The 14,646-nt window shown below is 70.9% G+C and carries 13 protein-coding genes; 6 read left to right on the plus strand and 7 right to left on the minus strand.

Annotation, left to right across the window (positions count from 1 at the left end; all coding sequences use genetic code 11):
• Positions 1-288: 288 nt before the first annotated feature.
• Entirely contained in the window at positions 289-717 is a 429-nt protein-coding gene (locus AKJ13_RS28015) for a MucR family transcriptional regulator (RefSeq protein ID WP_050736267.1), read from the plus strand.
• 188 nt (positions 718-905) lie between these two features.
• On the opposite strand, the gene AKJ13_RS28020 is transcribed toward AKJ13_RS28015, so the two are convergent.
• Positions 906-1,856 (minus strand): helix-turn-helix transcriptional regulator, encoded by a 951-nt coding sequence (locus AKJ13_RS28020; RefSeq protein ID WP_244471775.1) that lies wholly within the window; start codon positions 1,854-1,856, stop codon positions 906-908.
• 768 nt (positions 1,857-2,624) lie between these two features.
• Between AKJ13_RS28020 and AKJ13_RS28025 the strand changes: the two genes are divergently transcribed.
• Positions 2,625-3,539 (plus strand): sugar kinase, encoded by a 915-nt coding sequence (locus tag AKJ13_RS28025; protein ID WP_050736269.1) that lies wholly within the window; start codon positions 2,625-2,627, stop codon positions 3,537-3,539.
• Positions 3,540-3,750: 211 nt separating this feature from the next.
• Positions 3,751-4,551, plus strand: a complete 801-nt coding sequence (locus tag AKJ13_RS28030; RefSeq protein ID WP_050736270.1) for a DUF502 domain-containing protein — start codon at positions 3,751-3,753, stop codon at positions 4,549-4,551.
• Positions 4,552-4,619: 68 nt separating this feature from the next.
• On the opposite strand, the gene AKJ13_RS28035 is transcribed toward AKJ13_RS28030, so the two are convergent.
• The gene (locus tag AKJ13_RS28035; RefSeq protein WP_007559143.1) at positions 4,620-4,943 is read right to left on the minus strand and encodes a hypothetical protein; all 324 of its coding nucleotides are present in this window, start codon (positions 4,941-4,943) and stop codon (positions 4,620-4,622) included.
• 308 nt (positions 4,944-5,251) lie between these two features.
• Entirely contained in the window at positions 5,252-7,471 is a 2,220-nt protein-coding gene (gene recG, locus AKJ13_RS28040; protein ID WP_244471776.1) for an ATP-dependent DNA helicase RecG, read from the minus strand.
• A gap of 107 nt (positions 7,472-7,578) precedes the next feature.
• Between recG and AKJ13_RS28045 the strand changes: the two genes are divergently transcribed.
• Positions 7,579-8,463, plus strand: coding sequence for an alpha/beta hydrolase (locus AKJ13_RS28045; RefSeq protein WP_050736271.1), 885 nt, complete (start codon positions 7,579-7,581; stop codon positions 8,461-8,463).
• Positions 8,464-8,633: 170 nt separating this feature from the next.
• On the plus strand, positions 8,634-9,854 hold the full coding sequence (locus tag AKJ13_RS28050) for a UbiH/UbiF family hydroxylase (protein WP_082317173.1): 1,221 nt from the start codon (positions 8,634-8,636) through the stop codon (positions 9,852-9,854).
• Between the two features lie 197 nt (positions 9,855-10,051).
• Here the strand turns inward: AKJ13_RS28050 and AKJ13_RS28055 are convergent, their stop codons facing one another.
• Together AKJ13_RS28055 and AKJ13_RS28060 are read right to left on the minus strand one after the other, a co-directional pair.
• Positions 10,052-10,396, minus strand: a complete 345-nt coding sequence (locus AKJ13_RS28055) for a hypothetical protein (protein WP_007559136.1) — start codon at positions 10,394-10,396, stop codon at positions 10,052-10,054.
• A 161-nt stretch (positions 10,397-10,557) separates the two neighbouring features.
• Positions 10,558-11,826 carry an AMP-binding protein gene (locus tag AKJ13_RS28060; RefSeq protein ID WP_082317174.1) on the minus strand — a complete coding sequence of 423 codons (1,269 nt, stop codon included), beginning with the start codon at positions 11,824-11,826 and terminating at the stop codon, positions 10,558-10,560.
• Positions 11,827-12,276: 450 nt separating this feature from the next.
• On the opposite strand from AKJ13_RS28060, the gene AKJ13_RS28065 reads away from it, so the two are divergent.
• Entirely contained in the window at positions 12,277-13,062 is a 786-nt protein-coding gene (locus AKJ13_RS28065) for an invasion associated locus B family protein (RefSeq protein WP_050736273.1), read from the plus strand.
• Between the two features lie 283 nt (positions 13,063-13,345).
• Here the strand turns inward: AKJ13_RS28065 and hspQ are convergent, their stop codons facing one another.
• Entirely contained in the window at positions 13,346-13,684 is a 339-nt protein-coding gene (hspQ, locus tag AKJ13_RS28070; RefSeq protein ID WP_007559130.1) for a heat shock protein HspQ, read from the minus strand.
• Between the two features lie 95 nt (positions 13,685-13,779).
• The gene (locus tag AKJ13_RS28075; protein ID WP_050736274.1) at positions 13,780-14,502 is read right to left on the minus strand and encodes a DJ-1/PfpI family protein; all 723 of its coding nucleotides are present in this window, start codon (positions 14,500-14,502) and stop codon (positions 13,780-13,782) included.
• Between the last annotated feature and the right edge of the window lie 144 nt (positions 14,503-14,646).

Genomic DNA, 14,646 nt, shown 5'->3' on the forward strand with positions numbered 1-14,646 from the left:
ACAGCTGGCACGTGACGCGAACACATGCAGCACCCGCATGTGCGAATGAGCAATAATTGTCACCGCCCCCAGGCTTGGCAACCTCGTGTTGGATTTGTAGGACAAAAAGAGTTCAAATACTATTCAAGGTAAACCCTAGACAATTCGCACACACTTCGTATTGTTAGTGGCCAATTTTGGCGAAGCATCAGCAGTCGGTCAGAAGTTTGGACAGAACCATCCGGTAAAATTATCGGTATATTCTGCAACATAACTTATGGATCGCCGGAAAACTGAAGCGAGGGGATCATGAACACGATCGAATTGCACGAAAAGCCGCAAGAACCGAATTATGATTTGATCAAATGCACGGCTTCATTGGTCGCTGCTTATGTATCGCGAAACGCCGTCGGCGTCGGCGAACTGCCGGTTCTGATCGACCAAGTGCACACGGCCATCTCGGTGCTGCAGGGCGCCACCGCCGGCTCGACCTCGGCCTGGACCGGTCCGACGGCCGCGCAGATCGAAACCTCGATCGGCCAGGATGGCCTGATCAGCTTCATCGACGGCCGGTCCTACAAAACGCTCAAGCGGCACCTTACCGCCCATGGTCTCACGCCTGAGCGTTACCGCGCCAAGTTCGGCCTGCCAGCCGACTACCCGATGGTCGCCCCGAGCTATGCCGAGCGCCGCTCGCAGATCGCCAAGGCGATCCAGCTCGGTCACAAGGTCGGCTGAATGAGCGTGCGCGTCCCTGCGCGGGCCGGATCCCGGTTTGGGCCAACCGGACCGACCGCGCGGGACGCGCGCCTTGAGGGTCCCGCGTCCCGGGGCCCGAACCCATGCGTTTCGAGGCGAATCCGGAACGCGTCGCCCTCACGCTCCGCCGACCGCTCGCGGCCATCGCCACGGACGGTCGATCCGGCTCAGCCTTTGGCCACCGCCAGCGTGCCGTCATCCATCGGGATGAAGCGGATACCGGCCCGGCGCAGCGCAGCGACAGCCTGACGGCGGGAGCGGCTCCCGCGATGCTCGCTGTCCTCCTCCAGGCGCCGGACGGTGGAATGCGACATGCCGCTGGCCCGGGCCAGGTCCATCATCGACCAGTCGAGCAGGGCGCGGGCGGCGCGCAGATGGTGGCCGGTTACGGCCTGGTCGAGCGCCTCGCCCAGAGCCAGCGATGCGGGCATGGGATTCTGGACCGGGCATTTCAGGCCGCAGCGTCCGAGATAGGTGCCGTCCGGATCCCGGACCGGCACCGTGATGATCTTGAAATGCCAGAGTTCGCCGTTGGCTAGGCGCTCATGTGCTGTGCCCTGAAAGAACTCCCGCCGCTCGATCTGCGTCAGGGCCGCGTCCTGGAAGGCATGGCGCTCCTCGGGAACGATCATGGTGTAGGGGTTGAGGCAGATCTCCTCGTGCGGCAACCCGTGAATCTGCGCCATCTCGAAGGGGAACTCGCGGCGGAGATCAAGCCCGACCGAGAAGACCGCGATGTGCTCGGTGAGGTAGAGCGCCCCCCGCCGCCGCCGCTCCTTCCGCATCAGCGACAGCTGCTCCCGATCGGTGATGTCGAGCGCCGACCCATTGATGGCGACGGGCCGCCCCTCCCCGGAAAAGCGCGCCTCCATTATCAGCGAGAGCACGCGCACCGTACCGTTCGGGCGGATGACCCGGACGGTCGTCTCGGGCGGGACATGGCCCTGCCGGATCTCGCCGAGCGAAGGCAGCCGGTGCCGATCTTCCGGATGGACCAGGCTCAAGAGGAGGTCGTAATCCGCCTTGGCGGCATTCGGGACGAGCCCAAGAAGGCGGAAAAATCCCGGCGACCAGATCTGCTCGCCACCCGTGAGCACCCAGCTCCAGGCGCCGCTCAACCCACGGCTCTCCGTGATCGTCAGAAATTCTCCGGATGAGAACGTCAAGGCACTCAGGGCGGAATGAAACATCTCACATCATCTCGGATCTAGTCTCGGGCGCCGGGATTGGTCGGACCCAGCTGGCTGTCAGCTGGCGCCGATCCCTAGGCACAGGCCCCGTCAGTCGAGGCACGGACCCGGCACATCCTGTCTCGCACGAGGACCGGACGCGTATTCCGTATAAAACAATACATTCCAATGCCCCCGATGTATCGACCCGAAGACCGTATACGTATCGGCTTTTCGCATCACCCCGTTCTACAGGTAGATCGGATATGCATCGACCTCTGCACCGATCGTTCCAGATCGGCAAAAACGTCATGTTCTTGATTACCGCAGGAAAGCATATCGTGAATTAGGCCAGAACCGCATATCCGGCAATGCATGACAGAAAAAATTTAATGTCAAGCTAAAATAAAGGATTCAGTCCGGCTGAAATAGCGTATGCTCAAGCCTTCATATCCTGTCGTTCCTGCCGTGATCGACAGCGAATGCCTCCGTTCGGACAGGAAGAGTGCGGATTCCGGCAAGCGCAGCGGCACGGGAGCTTGCTCATTTTGCAAGTGCGCCTTGCAAGTGCACCCGGAACGTGGTTCCGCCGCGCGGCGCAACGGTTATGCGCCGGAAGCTCCGGGGCCTCGACGCGGCCACGCGATTGACAGGGCGCGCCGAACGGTGCCGATCCGTTGCGAGGCCGGCGGACGCCAGCCCACAGGGAGAAGCCGCATGAGGGTCGCCTGCGTCGGCGAGTGCATGGTCGAGTTGTCGGAGCGGCCGGACGGGAGCCTCGTCCGCGGCTTCGGCGGCGATACGCTCAATACCGCCCTCTATCTCGCCCGCCTCGGCGTGACGGTCGATTACGTGACCGCCCTCGGGGACGATCCCTGGAGCGACGCGATGGTGGAGGCCTGGGGCCGCGAGGGTATCGGCCTCGGCCGGATCCGCCGCCTGCCGGGCCGGATGCCGGGCCTCTACATCATCCGCACCGATGAAGCCGGGGAGCGCAGCTTCCATTACTGGCGCGACAGCGCCGCCGCCCGGGACCTGTTCGCCGAGCCGGGCGCTCCCGAAACCCGCGCCGCCCTGGAGGCCGACGACCTCGTCTACGTCTCCGGCATCAGCCTGTCGCTCTACGGCGAGGCCGGCCGCGCCTCCCTGGCCGAGACCCTGGCGGCCCAGCGCGCCCGTGGCGGGCTGGTCGCGTTCGACACCAATTACCGGCCCCGCGGCTGGCCGGACTGGGAGGTGGCCCGCACCGCGTTCCGCGCAGCCCTGGCGCAGGCGGATCTGATCTTCGCCTCGGTGGAGGATATGGACTGGCTGTTCGGCGCGGCGGGCGAGGACGAGGTGCTGCGCCATCGCGGCCGCGCCGAGATCGTGCTGAAGACCTCGGACGGCCCGGGCCCGGTCGCGCGGGTGCTGCACGGGGCGAGCGAGACCGCCGTTCCGGCCGGCCCGGTGGAGCGGGTGGTCGACACCACGGCCGCCGGTGACAGCTTCGCGGCGGGCTACATCGCGGCCCGCATCGCCGGGCTGGCCCCGGAGGCCGCCGCCGCCGAGGCGCACCGCCTGGCGGGCGCCGTCATCGGGCATCGCGGCGCCGTGATCCCTCGCGAGGCGATGCCTGCCCTGGCGTTCTAGATCCTGGGTTTCCGAAGGGCTCGCAGCCCTTCGGCGGGGTTCGGAAGCGGAGCTCCCGAGAACAGCCGGGCTCCCTCCGCTCACGTGCAGCGCGCTTCGCCGACGGCGCCGTCGCCCTTGAGGCGGACAAGCGCAGCCGCTACCTGTGCCCTCGGGGGTTCGATCGCCCCCGGGCAGGATCGCCGCGCATCGAGCGGCCGAGAGGGCACCCGTGGCGCCGAGTTCCCCGCCGATTCAGGCTCCCGAGCCCGACGCATCCGCGCCCGGCCCCGCCACCCCGAAGACGCGGGTCAGCGCGCGGGGGCGGCTGCGCACTTATTTCCTCACCGGCATCATCGTGGCCGGCCCGCTGGCGATCACCGCCTACATCACGTGGTGGTTCATCGCGCTGATCGATTCCTTCGTGAAGCCGCTGGTGCCGGCGAGCTACCTGCCGGACCATTACTTGCCGTTCTCGATCCCGGGGCTGGGCCTCGTCATCGCGTTCCTGGCGGTGACGCTGCTGGGCTTCCTGACGGCCAACTTGGTCGGCCGCTCGGTGATCGAGTTCGGAGAGGTGCTGCTGGCCCGGACCCCGGTGATCTCCGGCCTGTACAAGGGCCTGCGCCAGATCTTCGAGACCCTGTTCTCGGCCAACGGCACCTCGTTCCGCACGGTCGGCCTGGTCGAGTTCCCGGTGAAGGGCACGTGGTCGGTGGTGTTCCTGTCGGCCCCCGCATCCCCGGAGGTCGAGGGTGCGCTCCAGGCCCGGAACGCGGCCGGGGCGGACGAGATGGTCGGGGTGTTCCTGCCCTGCGCCCCCAACCCGACCACGGGCTTCTTCTTCTACCTGCCGCGCTCCGCCGTGGTGGAGTTGCATATCAGCGTCGACGACGCGGCCAAGCTGGTGATGTCGGCGGGCGTGATCCAGCCGGAGGACCCGCAGGGCCGCCTGCACGCCATGGCGGCGTCCCTGCGCGCGGCACAGCAGGCAGGCGACCCGGCGGCCCAGCGGGAGCCGCAGGACGCGTGATCGCCAAAGGAAAGGACCGCCCCGCATGCGCGGGACGGCCCTGAAACCTCAGTCGCGTGATCCGCGCGTCAGCGCTGCAGCGACGCCGTCTGCGGCGCGATGGTCGGCGGCGTCGCCTGGGCGACCGTCACGGCGCTGCGGGTCGGGGTCGGGCTCCAACCGGTGGTGCACTGAATCGTCAGGGCCAAGCCCAGCGCGATGCAGAGCCCGTTGGCGGCCAGCCAGAAGGGACGCGCGGCCCGCCGGACGGCAGCCTGCAGATCCTCCGACGTCTTCGTCACCGCCGCGGCGGCACCATCCGAGATCGGCAGCAGCCAGGGCTCGGTCGGCAGGGCTTGGATACCGGCCATCTCGTGGGAGCCCGGCAGGTTTTGGAACAGTCCGTTCGACATGTCCGTCCTCCAGATTCGTCCGTGATGTCCCGGCTTACCGGGCCATTCGTTCATCTGCAGTTAAGGGAAGATTGTGGCTGATGCAAGGTCAAGGCCCCTGCCTACGCGCTTTCCCGCCGTCTCCGAGCCGGACCCGAAGCGCGCCGCCTCACATGCAAACACCTGACAAATATGGCCTTTCTTGGCAGGGCGTGCCTGCCGTGCATCAGGCGGCGGTTTTGTCCGGCATGTTCTCCAGCACACATGGGCGGGTGGTGCTTTCCTGAACGAGGAGCTTTCCTGAACGGCGCCGTTCAGGAAAGTCCCGATCAGCCGGCCCCGATCAGCCGGATCGCGGCGTCGCGCTCGAACAGGTAGAGCAGCACCCGAAGCGCCTGCCCGCGCGCACTCTTCAGGCCGGGATCGCGCTCGACGATCATCCGGGCGTCGTCCCGGGCGGCCTCCAGCAGATCGCCGTCGCTCTCGAGCCGCGCCAGCCGGAAGGCCGCGAGGCCCGACTGGCGGGTGCCCAGCACCTCGCCCTCGCCGCGCAGCTTCAGGTCGGCCTCGGCGATGCGGAAGCCGTCCTCACTGTCCCGCATCATCTCGAGCCGCGCCCGGGCCACCTGACCGAGCGGCCCCCGGTAGAGCAGCAGGCAGGAGGACGCCTTGGAGCCGCGCCCGACCCGGCCCCGCAACTGGTGCAGCTGCGCCAGCCCGAACCGCTCGGCATGCTCGATCACCATGATGGTCGCTTCGGGCACGTCGACCCCGACCTCGACCACCGTGGTCGAGACCAGGACCTTGGTCTCCCCGGCGGCGAACCGGGCCATGGCGGCATCCTTCTCGGGGCCCGGCATCTTGCCATGGATCAGCCCGACCGCGTCGCCGAAATGCTGCTTCAGGTCGTCGAAGCGCTCGGCCGCGGCGGCGAGGTCGATGAACTCGGATTCCTCGACCAGCGGGCAGATCCAGTAGACCCGCTCGCCCGTGGCGATCGCCCGGGCGAGACCGGCTACCACCTCGTCGATCCGCTCGGTCGGCAGGGTGATGGTGCGGATCGGCTGGCGGCCGGCGGGTTTCTCGTCGAGGACCGAGACGTCCATGTCGCCGAAGAAGGTCAGCGCCAGGGTGCGCGGGATCGGCGTCGCGGTCATGACCAGGAAGTCGACCGCCTCGCCCTTGGCGCCGAGCGCCAGGCGCTGGTGCACGCCGAACCGGTGCTGCTCGTCCACCACGGCGAGGCCGAGGTCCCGGAACGTTACGGCCTCCTGGAACAGGGCGTGGGTGCCGACCAGGATGTCGATCTCGCCCGCCGCGAGGGCGGCGAGCGTACTCTTGCGCTCCGCGGCCCGGTCGCGGCCGGTCATCAGGCGCAGTCGCAGACCGCCGGCCAGCGGCTGCAGCCGCTCGAAATGCTGCCGGGCCAGGATCTCGGTGGGCGCCATCAGGGCGGCCTGGCGCCCGGCCTCCACGGCCGAGGCCATGGCCAGCAAGGCCACCGCGGTCTTGCCCGAGCCGACATCGCCCTGGAGCAGGCGCAGCATCCTGCGCGGAGCGGCGAGATCCGCGCGGATCTCCGCCACCGCCCGGGCCTGGGCGCCGGTCAGCGCGAAGGGCAGGGCGGCCTGGATCCGGCTGCTCAAGGCGCCGTCGCCGGCATTGACCCGGCCGGCCTTGCGCCGCTGGCGGGCGCGCATCAGGGCGAGCGCCAGCTGCGAGGCCAGCAGCTCGTCGTAGGACAGGCGCCGCCGCGCCGGGGTGGCGGGCGGCGGCTGGAGCGGGTCCTCGGCCTTCGGGAGGGGCTCCTCGGGGCGGTGCTCGACACGCAGGGCATCCGCGAAGGCGGGGAGGCGGTTCTTCTCCAGCCAGGACGGGTCCTGCCATTCGGGCAGGATCGGCAGGCGCTCCAGGGCCGCCACGGCGAGCTTGTTGATCGCCCGGGAGGTCAGCCCCTCCGTGGCGCCGTAGATCGGCTCGACGGCCGGCAGCTCGGCGAGCCCCGCCTCGTCCACGATCCGGGACGGGTGGACCATCTGGCGGGTGCCGTCCCACAGGTCGATCCGGCCGGTGATGTAGCGATGCGCCCCCAGCGGCAGCATCTTCTCCACCCGGGCGCGGGGCATGCCGAAGAACACCAGGGAGATGTCGCCGGTGGAATCCTCCACCAGCACCCGGTGCGGACGCTTGCCCGATCCGATCTGGGCCGGCCGATGCGCCACCACGGTGACCCCGACGGTCACCGGCTCGCCCACGGGCGCCTCGCTGACCGAGCCCATCAGCCGGCGCGGGACGCCGCCCTGGGGCAGGTGGAACAGCAGGTCCACCACCCGGGCCTCCCGCTCCGGCGTGCCGAGCAGCTTCTCGATCAGCGGCGCCATCTTGGGGCCGACGCCCGGCAGGGCCCGCACCGGGGCGAACAGGGGGTCGAGGATGCTCGGGCGCAGCAGCGGCGCGCGGACGGCCTCGCCCTCCGGCGCCTCGGCGTCCGGGTCGTTCACGGCCGCGTCCCGGAGGGCGGCGTCCTGAGTCGCACGTGCATCTGTCATGGTGGCTCGGCGGACATCCTGCCGGAGGCGCCTTATCATCCGGTGCATCCCGGCGCGCCAGTGCGGCGCAAGGTACACGGGCGCATGGCACGGAGGCGACCGACCGCATGACGACGGATTTCCTGCCGGGCTTCGACCGGCACCGGATCGAGACCGCGCCGGGCGTGACCATCCATGCGCGCTCCGGCGGCTCCGGGCCGCCGGTCCTGCTGCTGCACGGCCACCCGCAGACCCTGTCGACCTGGCTGCACGTCGCCCCGCGCCTGGCCGAAAGCCGCACGGTCGTGGCGATGGACCTGCGCGGCTACGGCGATTCGGACAAGCCCCCGGGCGGCGAGCGCCACGCGGCTTATGCCAAGCGCGCCATGGCGGCGGATGCGGCGGCGGTGATGCGGACGCTCGGCCACGACAGGTTCGCCGTCGTCGGCCACGACCGCGGCGGCCGCGTTGCCCACCGCCTGGCGCTGGACCATCCGGAGCGGGTCGAGCGCCTCGCCCTGTTCGACATCGCCCCCACGGCGACGATGTACGCCCGCACCGACAAGGCCTTCGCCACCCGGTATTTCTGGTGGTTCTTCTTCATCCAGCCCCATCCCCTGCCGGAGCGGCTGATCGCGGCCGATCCGGAATACTTCCTGCGCCATCACATTGAGGGCCAGTCCAAGACCCCGGGCTCGACGCCGCCGGACCTCTTCGCGGAATACCTGCGCTGCTACAGCGACCCGGCCTGCCGCCACGCGATCTGCGAGGATTATCGGGCGGCGGCCGCGATCGACCTGGAACACGACGCGGCCGATTCGGAGGCGCGGATCACGGCGCCGCTGCTCGCGCTCTGGGGGGCGCAGGGCACGGTCGGCCAGACCTACGACGTGCTGGAGACCTGGCGCGAGAAGGCCACCGACGTCTCGGGCCGAGCGCTCGATTGCGGCCACACGCTCCAGGAGGAGCGGCCGGACGAGGTGCTTTCGGAGCTGTCGGCGTTCCTCGGGTGAGGTGGCGCGCTCGGATAGACAAGAGAAGCCGAGGCTTGAGGCACCGGCAGGCCCTGCTCCGGGCTGCGGCGCTGTGGCCTTCGCGGATCGGGCTTGGCAGGGATACCGGAAAGCTCAGATACGAAACACGGGCCGGGCAGCGGGATCGGCACGCGAACGGGTGAGCAATCGTGCAGGGCAGCAGGGCCGAAGGGGCAGCATTCGACGTCGCCGTGGTGGGCGCGGGGGCCGCGGGGCTGGCCGCGGCCCTGGCGAGTGCCCAGGCCGGCATCCGGACGGCTCTGGTTGGCCGCCACGCCCCCGTGGCGGACGGGCGGACGGTCGCGCTACTGGACGGGTCGGTGCGCTTCCTGGAAGCCCTGGGCGCCTGGGAGGCCGTGGCCCCGCATGCGAGCCCGCTCTGCACCTTGCAGATCATCGACGACACCGGCAGCCTGTTCCGGCCGCCGCCGGTGCGCTTCCAGGCCGCCGAGATCGGCCTCGATGCTTTCGGCTGGAACGTCGAGAGCGCACGCTTGGTGGAGAGCCTGCGGGTCCGCGCCCGTGCCCAAAAAAATCTCACCCTGGTCGAGGCGGATGCCGCCGGGGCCGCACCCGGCGAGGCGGTCGCGCGTCTGACCCTGGCGGATGGCGGCACGGTCGCGGCCAAGCTGGTGGTCGGCGCCGACGGCGCGCGGTCCCCGCTGCGGGCCGCCAGCGGCGTGCGCGTGCGCGACTGGACCTACCCGCAGAGCGCGGTCACCACGATCCTGGCGCATGACCGCCCGCACCGGGACGTCTCCACCGAGTTCCACACCCGCTCCGGCCCGTTCACCCTGGTGCCGCTGCCGGGCGGATACCGGTCCAGCCTGGTCTGGGTCACCGGGGAGAGCGCGGCGCGTCGGCTGGCGGCTCTCGACGACGCGGCTCTGGGCCAGGCGGTGGAGCGGCAGGCCCGGGCGATGCTGGGCGCGATGCGGGTCGACGGCCCCCGGGGCCTCGTGCCGATGCGCGGCCTCTCGGTGTCGAGCCCGGTGGCGCAGCGCCTGGCCCTGGTCGGCGAGGCGGCCCACGTCTTCCCGCCGATCGGCGCGCAGGGGCTCAATCTCGGCCTGCGCGACGCCGCCGCCCTGCGCGACGCGCTGGTGGCCGCGGCCCGGGACGGCCGCGATCCCGGTACCCGGCCGGTGCTCGACGGCTACGCCCGCAGCCGCCGCCTCGATGCCGCCGCCCGCACCGCAGCGGTGGATCTGCTTAACCGCAGCCTGCTCACGGATCTCGTCCCGGTCGACGCGCTCCGGGGCCTCGGGCTCCTGGCGATGTCGTATCTCGGCCCGCTCCGGCGGGTGGTGATGCGCGAGGGCGTATTGCCGCGGCTCGGCGCGCCGGAATTGATGCGCGGGGCGCGCTGAGCGCGTTCTCGCGGTTGCAGCTGGACTGGCCTTGGCCGCATCGGACCCGATCGTTCGGGCGTGCCATCCTGGACCGTCATCACGAGCGCAGCGAAGCAACCCGGTGATGCGCCACGATTCGGGCAACCGCGCGCGGCCCTGGGTTGCTTCGCTGCGCTCGCAATGACGGTGGCGAGGCTTCCGTTGAGAAACGCGTTCTAGAGGTCCGGCTGGGCCGCCACGTAGGCGCCGAGGCGGGTGGCGAGGTCCACCGGGCCGCCGGCCCGGCCCTCGGCGGCGTCGCCGATCAGGATGACCGGGATGCCGCGGTCGCGCAGCTGGCCGCGCAGGCGTGCGGCGCGGCGGGCATAGGCGGGATCGCGACGGGTCGGGGCCTGGAGCAGCACCGCCGCCGGGCGGGCGATCACGGCCAGGACATCGTCCGCCGCCTCCATCGAGGCGGTGACACTTGCGTAGCCGAGGTTGGCCAGCTCGCCCGAAAGGGACCGGTCCACGGCGCGGACGCCGTCATCGACCACGAGCACTTGTTGCAGCGCACCCATAGGCTTGAGCGGTACCTCATGAAGCGTGGCTTGGGAAGATAGCCAGAACCATAATCCGAAGCGAAACCCACGAAGGCGCGGATCGGATCCGTCCCGTCATGTGCGCTTGCGAGATAATCTGCCACGCCTGAGCGCCGGATGAACCGACCACCGCCCGCCGTTCAGGCGGTCTCCACCCCGGTCACGACCCCGTCGGACAGGATCGGCCGGCAGCCCGAGTCCCGCCACGCTCCGGCGTCCAGCTCCGGGATGCCGCCGCGGGGAAGTGCCGCCGTGGCGCAGGCCAGGCCGCGATAGACCAGCGGGCCCTCCAGCCCGTCGCCGGGATCCAGGATCGCGAGATCGAGAAGCGCCCGGGGCAGGGGTGCCCGGTCCGGGTGGGCCAGGGTCGCGGCGAGGTCGCGCCCGCCGGGTCGCGTGAGGACCAAATCCTCCTCGAAGACCAGCGAATCGAGGCGGCGCGCCCCGGCTGATTCGGGGGCCGCGCTCACGATCGCGCGCGCGGGCGCCCGGTGGATCACGTTGAGGGCCCGCACGGTCCAGGGGAGGGGCATGGCAGCGAGCGCCGCCTCGATCAGGGATGGGACCACGAGCCGGGTCGGAACCGGCCGCATCAGGCCGGCCCGGAAGCCGGCCTCATCGAAGGGAATCACGGTCTCGAGGCTGGCGCCGGCCGCGAGCGCAGCGCCGAGGCCGGTCACCAGGCCGCGCAGGTCGTGGGCCGGCAGGAGCGTCAGGATCCGCTCGTCCGCCGACACCGGGAGGGTGTCGAGATGGGCCTCGATCGCCGCCGCGAGCGCCGCCGCACTGCGGTAGACCGGCCGGGCCGGATCGCCCGCCGCGAAGGTGACGAGGCCGAGGCTGGCTACGGGCTCGACGATTCCGCGCTCCAGGGCCATCGCGTCGAGGCTGATCACGCCGTCCGGAATGCCCGGACCGAAGGCCGCGAGGTAGCGCAGGCCGAAATGCCCCATGGCCGCCCGGGCGAGGTCCTCGGCCGGGCGGCGGGCGCCGCGGCGGCCCTCCGTCAGCACTGCGACCAGGCCGGCGGACGCGATCCCGGCCGAGAGCTGGTCGGCATCCCAGAGGGCGGGCATCGGGCAGGGGAGGTGGCCGGCCGCCTCGACGGCCAGGTGGGCGAGGGCCGATTCGGCGCCGCCGGAGAACCACAGGCCGACCCGGCTGCCGGCGGGCAGCCGCCACGCGCCGAGCCCGCGGGCGAGGCGGCCGACGATCTCGGCCGCGGCCGCGTAGGTCCAAGTGATCGGCGGGCGCCCGCACCAGGCCACCCGGTCCCCCGAATCACGCAGCGCCGTGCGCTGCGGGCCGGTCCGGGCCGCCGCGAACAGGCTGGCCGACAGGCCGCCGGACCGCGCGGACGCATCCGGCGCGGCGTCGGCCCTCCTCTCCGCCACCGCGAACGCGCTCAATCCGCCCCCCTCACACACTGCAGATCCACCCGCATGGTCGGCCGACTATGGTTAACCCCCAGCTAAGACCCGTTCACTTGAGCGAGGCTGCCGTCGCCGCGGATGGCCGGCCGCTTGGTTCGATGGCGCGGCCGGGCGACGTCGCGCTTGCGGCCGGAGAGGCGCAGGCCTATCGGGGGCCGGCTGCGGCACGGGGTTCCCCGAAGGGGCGCTCGGTGCCGCGGTGTCATGCCTTCGCCTCATTCGGAGGGGACAGGCAGGCCGCCCGGTCGCCGGGGCGAGGGATGCGCGCAACCGGCGCCCATCCCCGCCCGATGGTCGGACCGATTCATCCGGAGCCCCGGGAGGCACGCCACGGCGCTGCGCATCCGGTGGTCCGGCGGACCAGCCCGTCAGGCCGGCTCCGCATTCCGCAAGCCACACCACGTTTCTCCAAAGGGGTCAGAGCCGATGTCCTTCACCCGCCCCGCGACGCTGGCACGCGCCGCCCTCCTCGGCCTCGCGGGCCTCGGCCTCGCAGCCGCCCCGGTGCTCGCCCAGGCGAAGAAGCCCGCCGCCCCCGCGCCGACCGCCCCCGCCCCCGCCGCGCCGAACACCCCGGCCGCCAACACGCCCGCCGGCGGCGCCGCCCAGACCGGCCCGCAGATCGTGGCCGTGAAGTCCGAGCCGAGCCAGGCCGACTGGACCAAGGTCTGCGGCAAGGACCAGGGCTCCGGCACCGACATCTGCTACACCACGCGCGATTTCGTGTCCGACCAGGGGCAGCCCGTGCTGGCCGTGGCCGTCTACGAGATGAAGAACGCCGCCCAGAAGCAGGAGGTGCGCGTGGTGCGCTACCTGCTGCCGCTCGGCCTGCTGCTGCAGCCGGGCATCCGCTTCAACGTCGACGGCCAGGCCGCCACGCCGGGCCGCTTCGCGGTCTGCTTCCCGAACGGCTGCTTCGCCGAGGCCGGCGGCGTCGATGCCGGCGTCATCGCGGCCATGAAGAAGGGCACGACCCTCAACGTCTCGGTCCAGAACCAGACCCAGCGCGAGGTCACCTTCGCGGTGCCGCTGGCCGGCTTCGGCAAGGCCTTCGACGGCCCAGCGATCGACCCGAAGGTCTTGGAAGAGCAGCAGAAGAAGCTCCAGGCCGAGCTGGAGAAGCGCAGCGAGGACATGCGCAAGAAGCTTGAGCAGCAGGGCGGTGCGGCCCCGGCGAACGGCGCTGCCACGCCGGCTCCGGCGGCCAAGTAACGCGCCACCGTAACGCGTCACCAGAATGCGATCGGGGGTCGGACCGGGAGGTTCGGCCCCTTTTTCGTGGGCGCTCGCCTCGGGGCTCCGCCCGATCCCCGCCGAAGGGCTCGCCCTCCGGGAACCCGGGACTGGGCGTTGGCAGGCTGCGCGGGGGCGCACAGGATCACGGAAGCCTGAGCCGGGGAGGCGGGGGATCACCGCTTGCCTTCGAAGACGGGCCGCGGCACCCGTCGCGTGCTCTGCGCAGACTGGCCCGGGTCAGAGCCGTCGCTTCGACGAGTCAGTTCCGGACGCGGTCGCGCATGCGGTAGCCGCCGGCCGCGTCGCGCTCGAACATCTCGGCGATGCCGGCATGGCGTAGGGCCTCGCCGGACGTGTCAGGCAGGAGGTTCTGCTCGGAGACGTAGGCGACATACTCGGTCTCGGCGTTCTCGGCGAGCAGGTGGTAGAACGGCTGGTCCTTGCGCGGCCGGACCTCCTCGGGGATCGCCAGCCACCATTCCTCGGTGTTGTCGAAGACCGGATCGACGTCGAACACGATGCCCCGGAACGGGTAGATCCGGTGGCGCACCACCGCACCGATCGCGAATTTTGCGGTTCTCAGGGTTACGTCCGTCATGACTCTGTCCGTCCAGAGCGGACAGATAGGCCCGATGCCGGGGCGTGTCACCGGGCCGTCGTCATCTCCCGGTGACCGAACTGTGATTCGGCCGATCACGGGGCCGGGATGCCGAGCTCGGCCGCAATCGCCCGGGCGGTGGCCTCGCGCCGGGCGGTGAGGCCGGCCGTCGCCTCGCGGACCTGCGCCACGATCGCCGGCGGGGCGCTGCGCGGGGTGCCGCTGTCGAAGGGCGGCTCCGGGGCGTATTGCATGCCGAGCTGGATCGCCCGCGCGGCATCGTCGCCGCGCAGCTCGGCCGCGAGCCGGAGCGCGCCGTCGATCCCGGCGGTGACGCCGGCGGCGAACAGCCAGGTCCGGCCGTCGGCATCGCGGTCGATCACCACCCGCGCATCGACCGCCTCCGCCCCGAACCAGGGCAGCAGGTGGACCGCGTTCCAGTAGGTCGTGGCCCGGCGCCCGACCAGCAGTCCGGCCGCCCCGAGCAGCAGCGCGCCGGTACAGACCGAGAAGACGTGCGAGGCGCCCGCGGCCTGGCTGCGGATCCAGCCGAGCACGGCCGCGTCCCGCATCAGCGCCTCCTGCCCCTGGCCGCCGGGGATGTGCAGCACGTCGAGGCGCGGCGCCTCCGCCAGGGTGGCGTCGGGGGTGATCCGCAGGCCGCGCACGTCGCGCACCGGATCCAGGGTCGGCCCGTAGATCCGGTAGGTGGAATTGGGGATCCGCGACAGCACCTCGAACGGGCCGGTGAGGTCGATCTGGTCGAGCCCCTCGAACAGGAGCGAACCGATCTGCAGATGGGTCTCGGGGGGAATCATGCGCGGCCTCCGTGCTGGACAGGGAGACCTTACCGCGGCACGTTCTGGCCGAGATGCCAAAGACCCCTCGTTTCCCGCCACAGGCACCGCGTCCCGTGGAGCTGCTGGCCTTCCCGGCGGTGCAACTCCTCGACGTGGCCGGGC

Source organism: Methylobacterium sp. ARG-1 (assembly GCF_001262595.1).
In the GTDB taxonomy this organism is placed as follows: Bacteria; Pseudomonadota; Alphaproteobacteria; order Rhizobiales; family Beijerinckiaceae; genus Methylobacterium; species Methylobacterium brachiatum.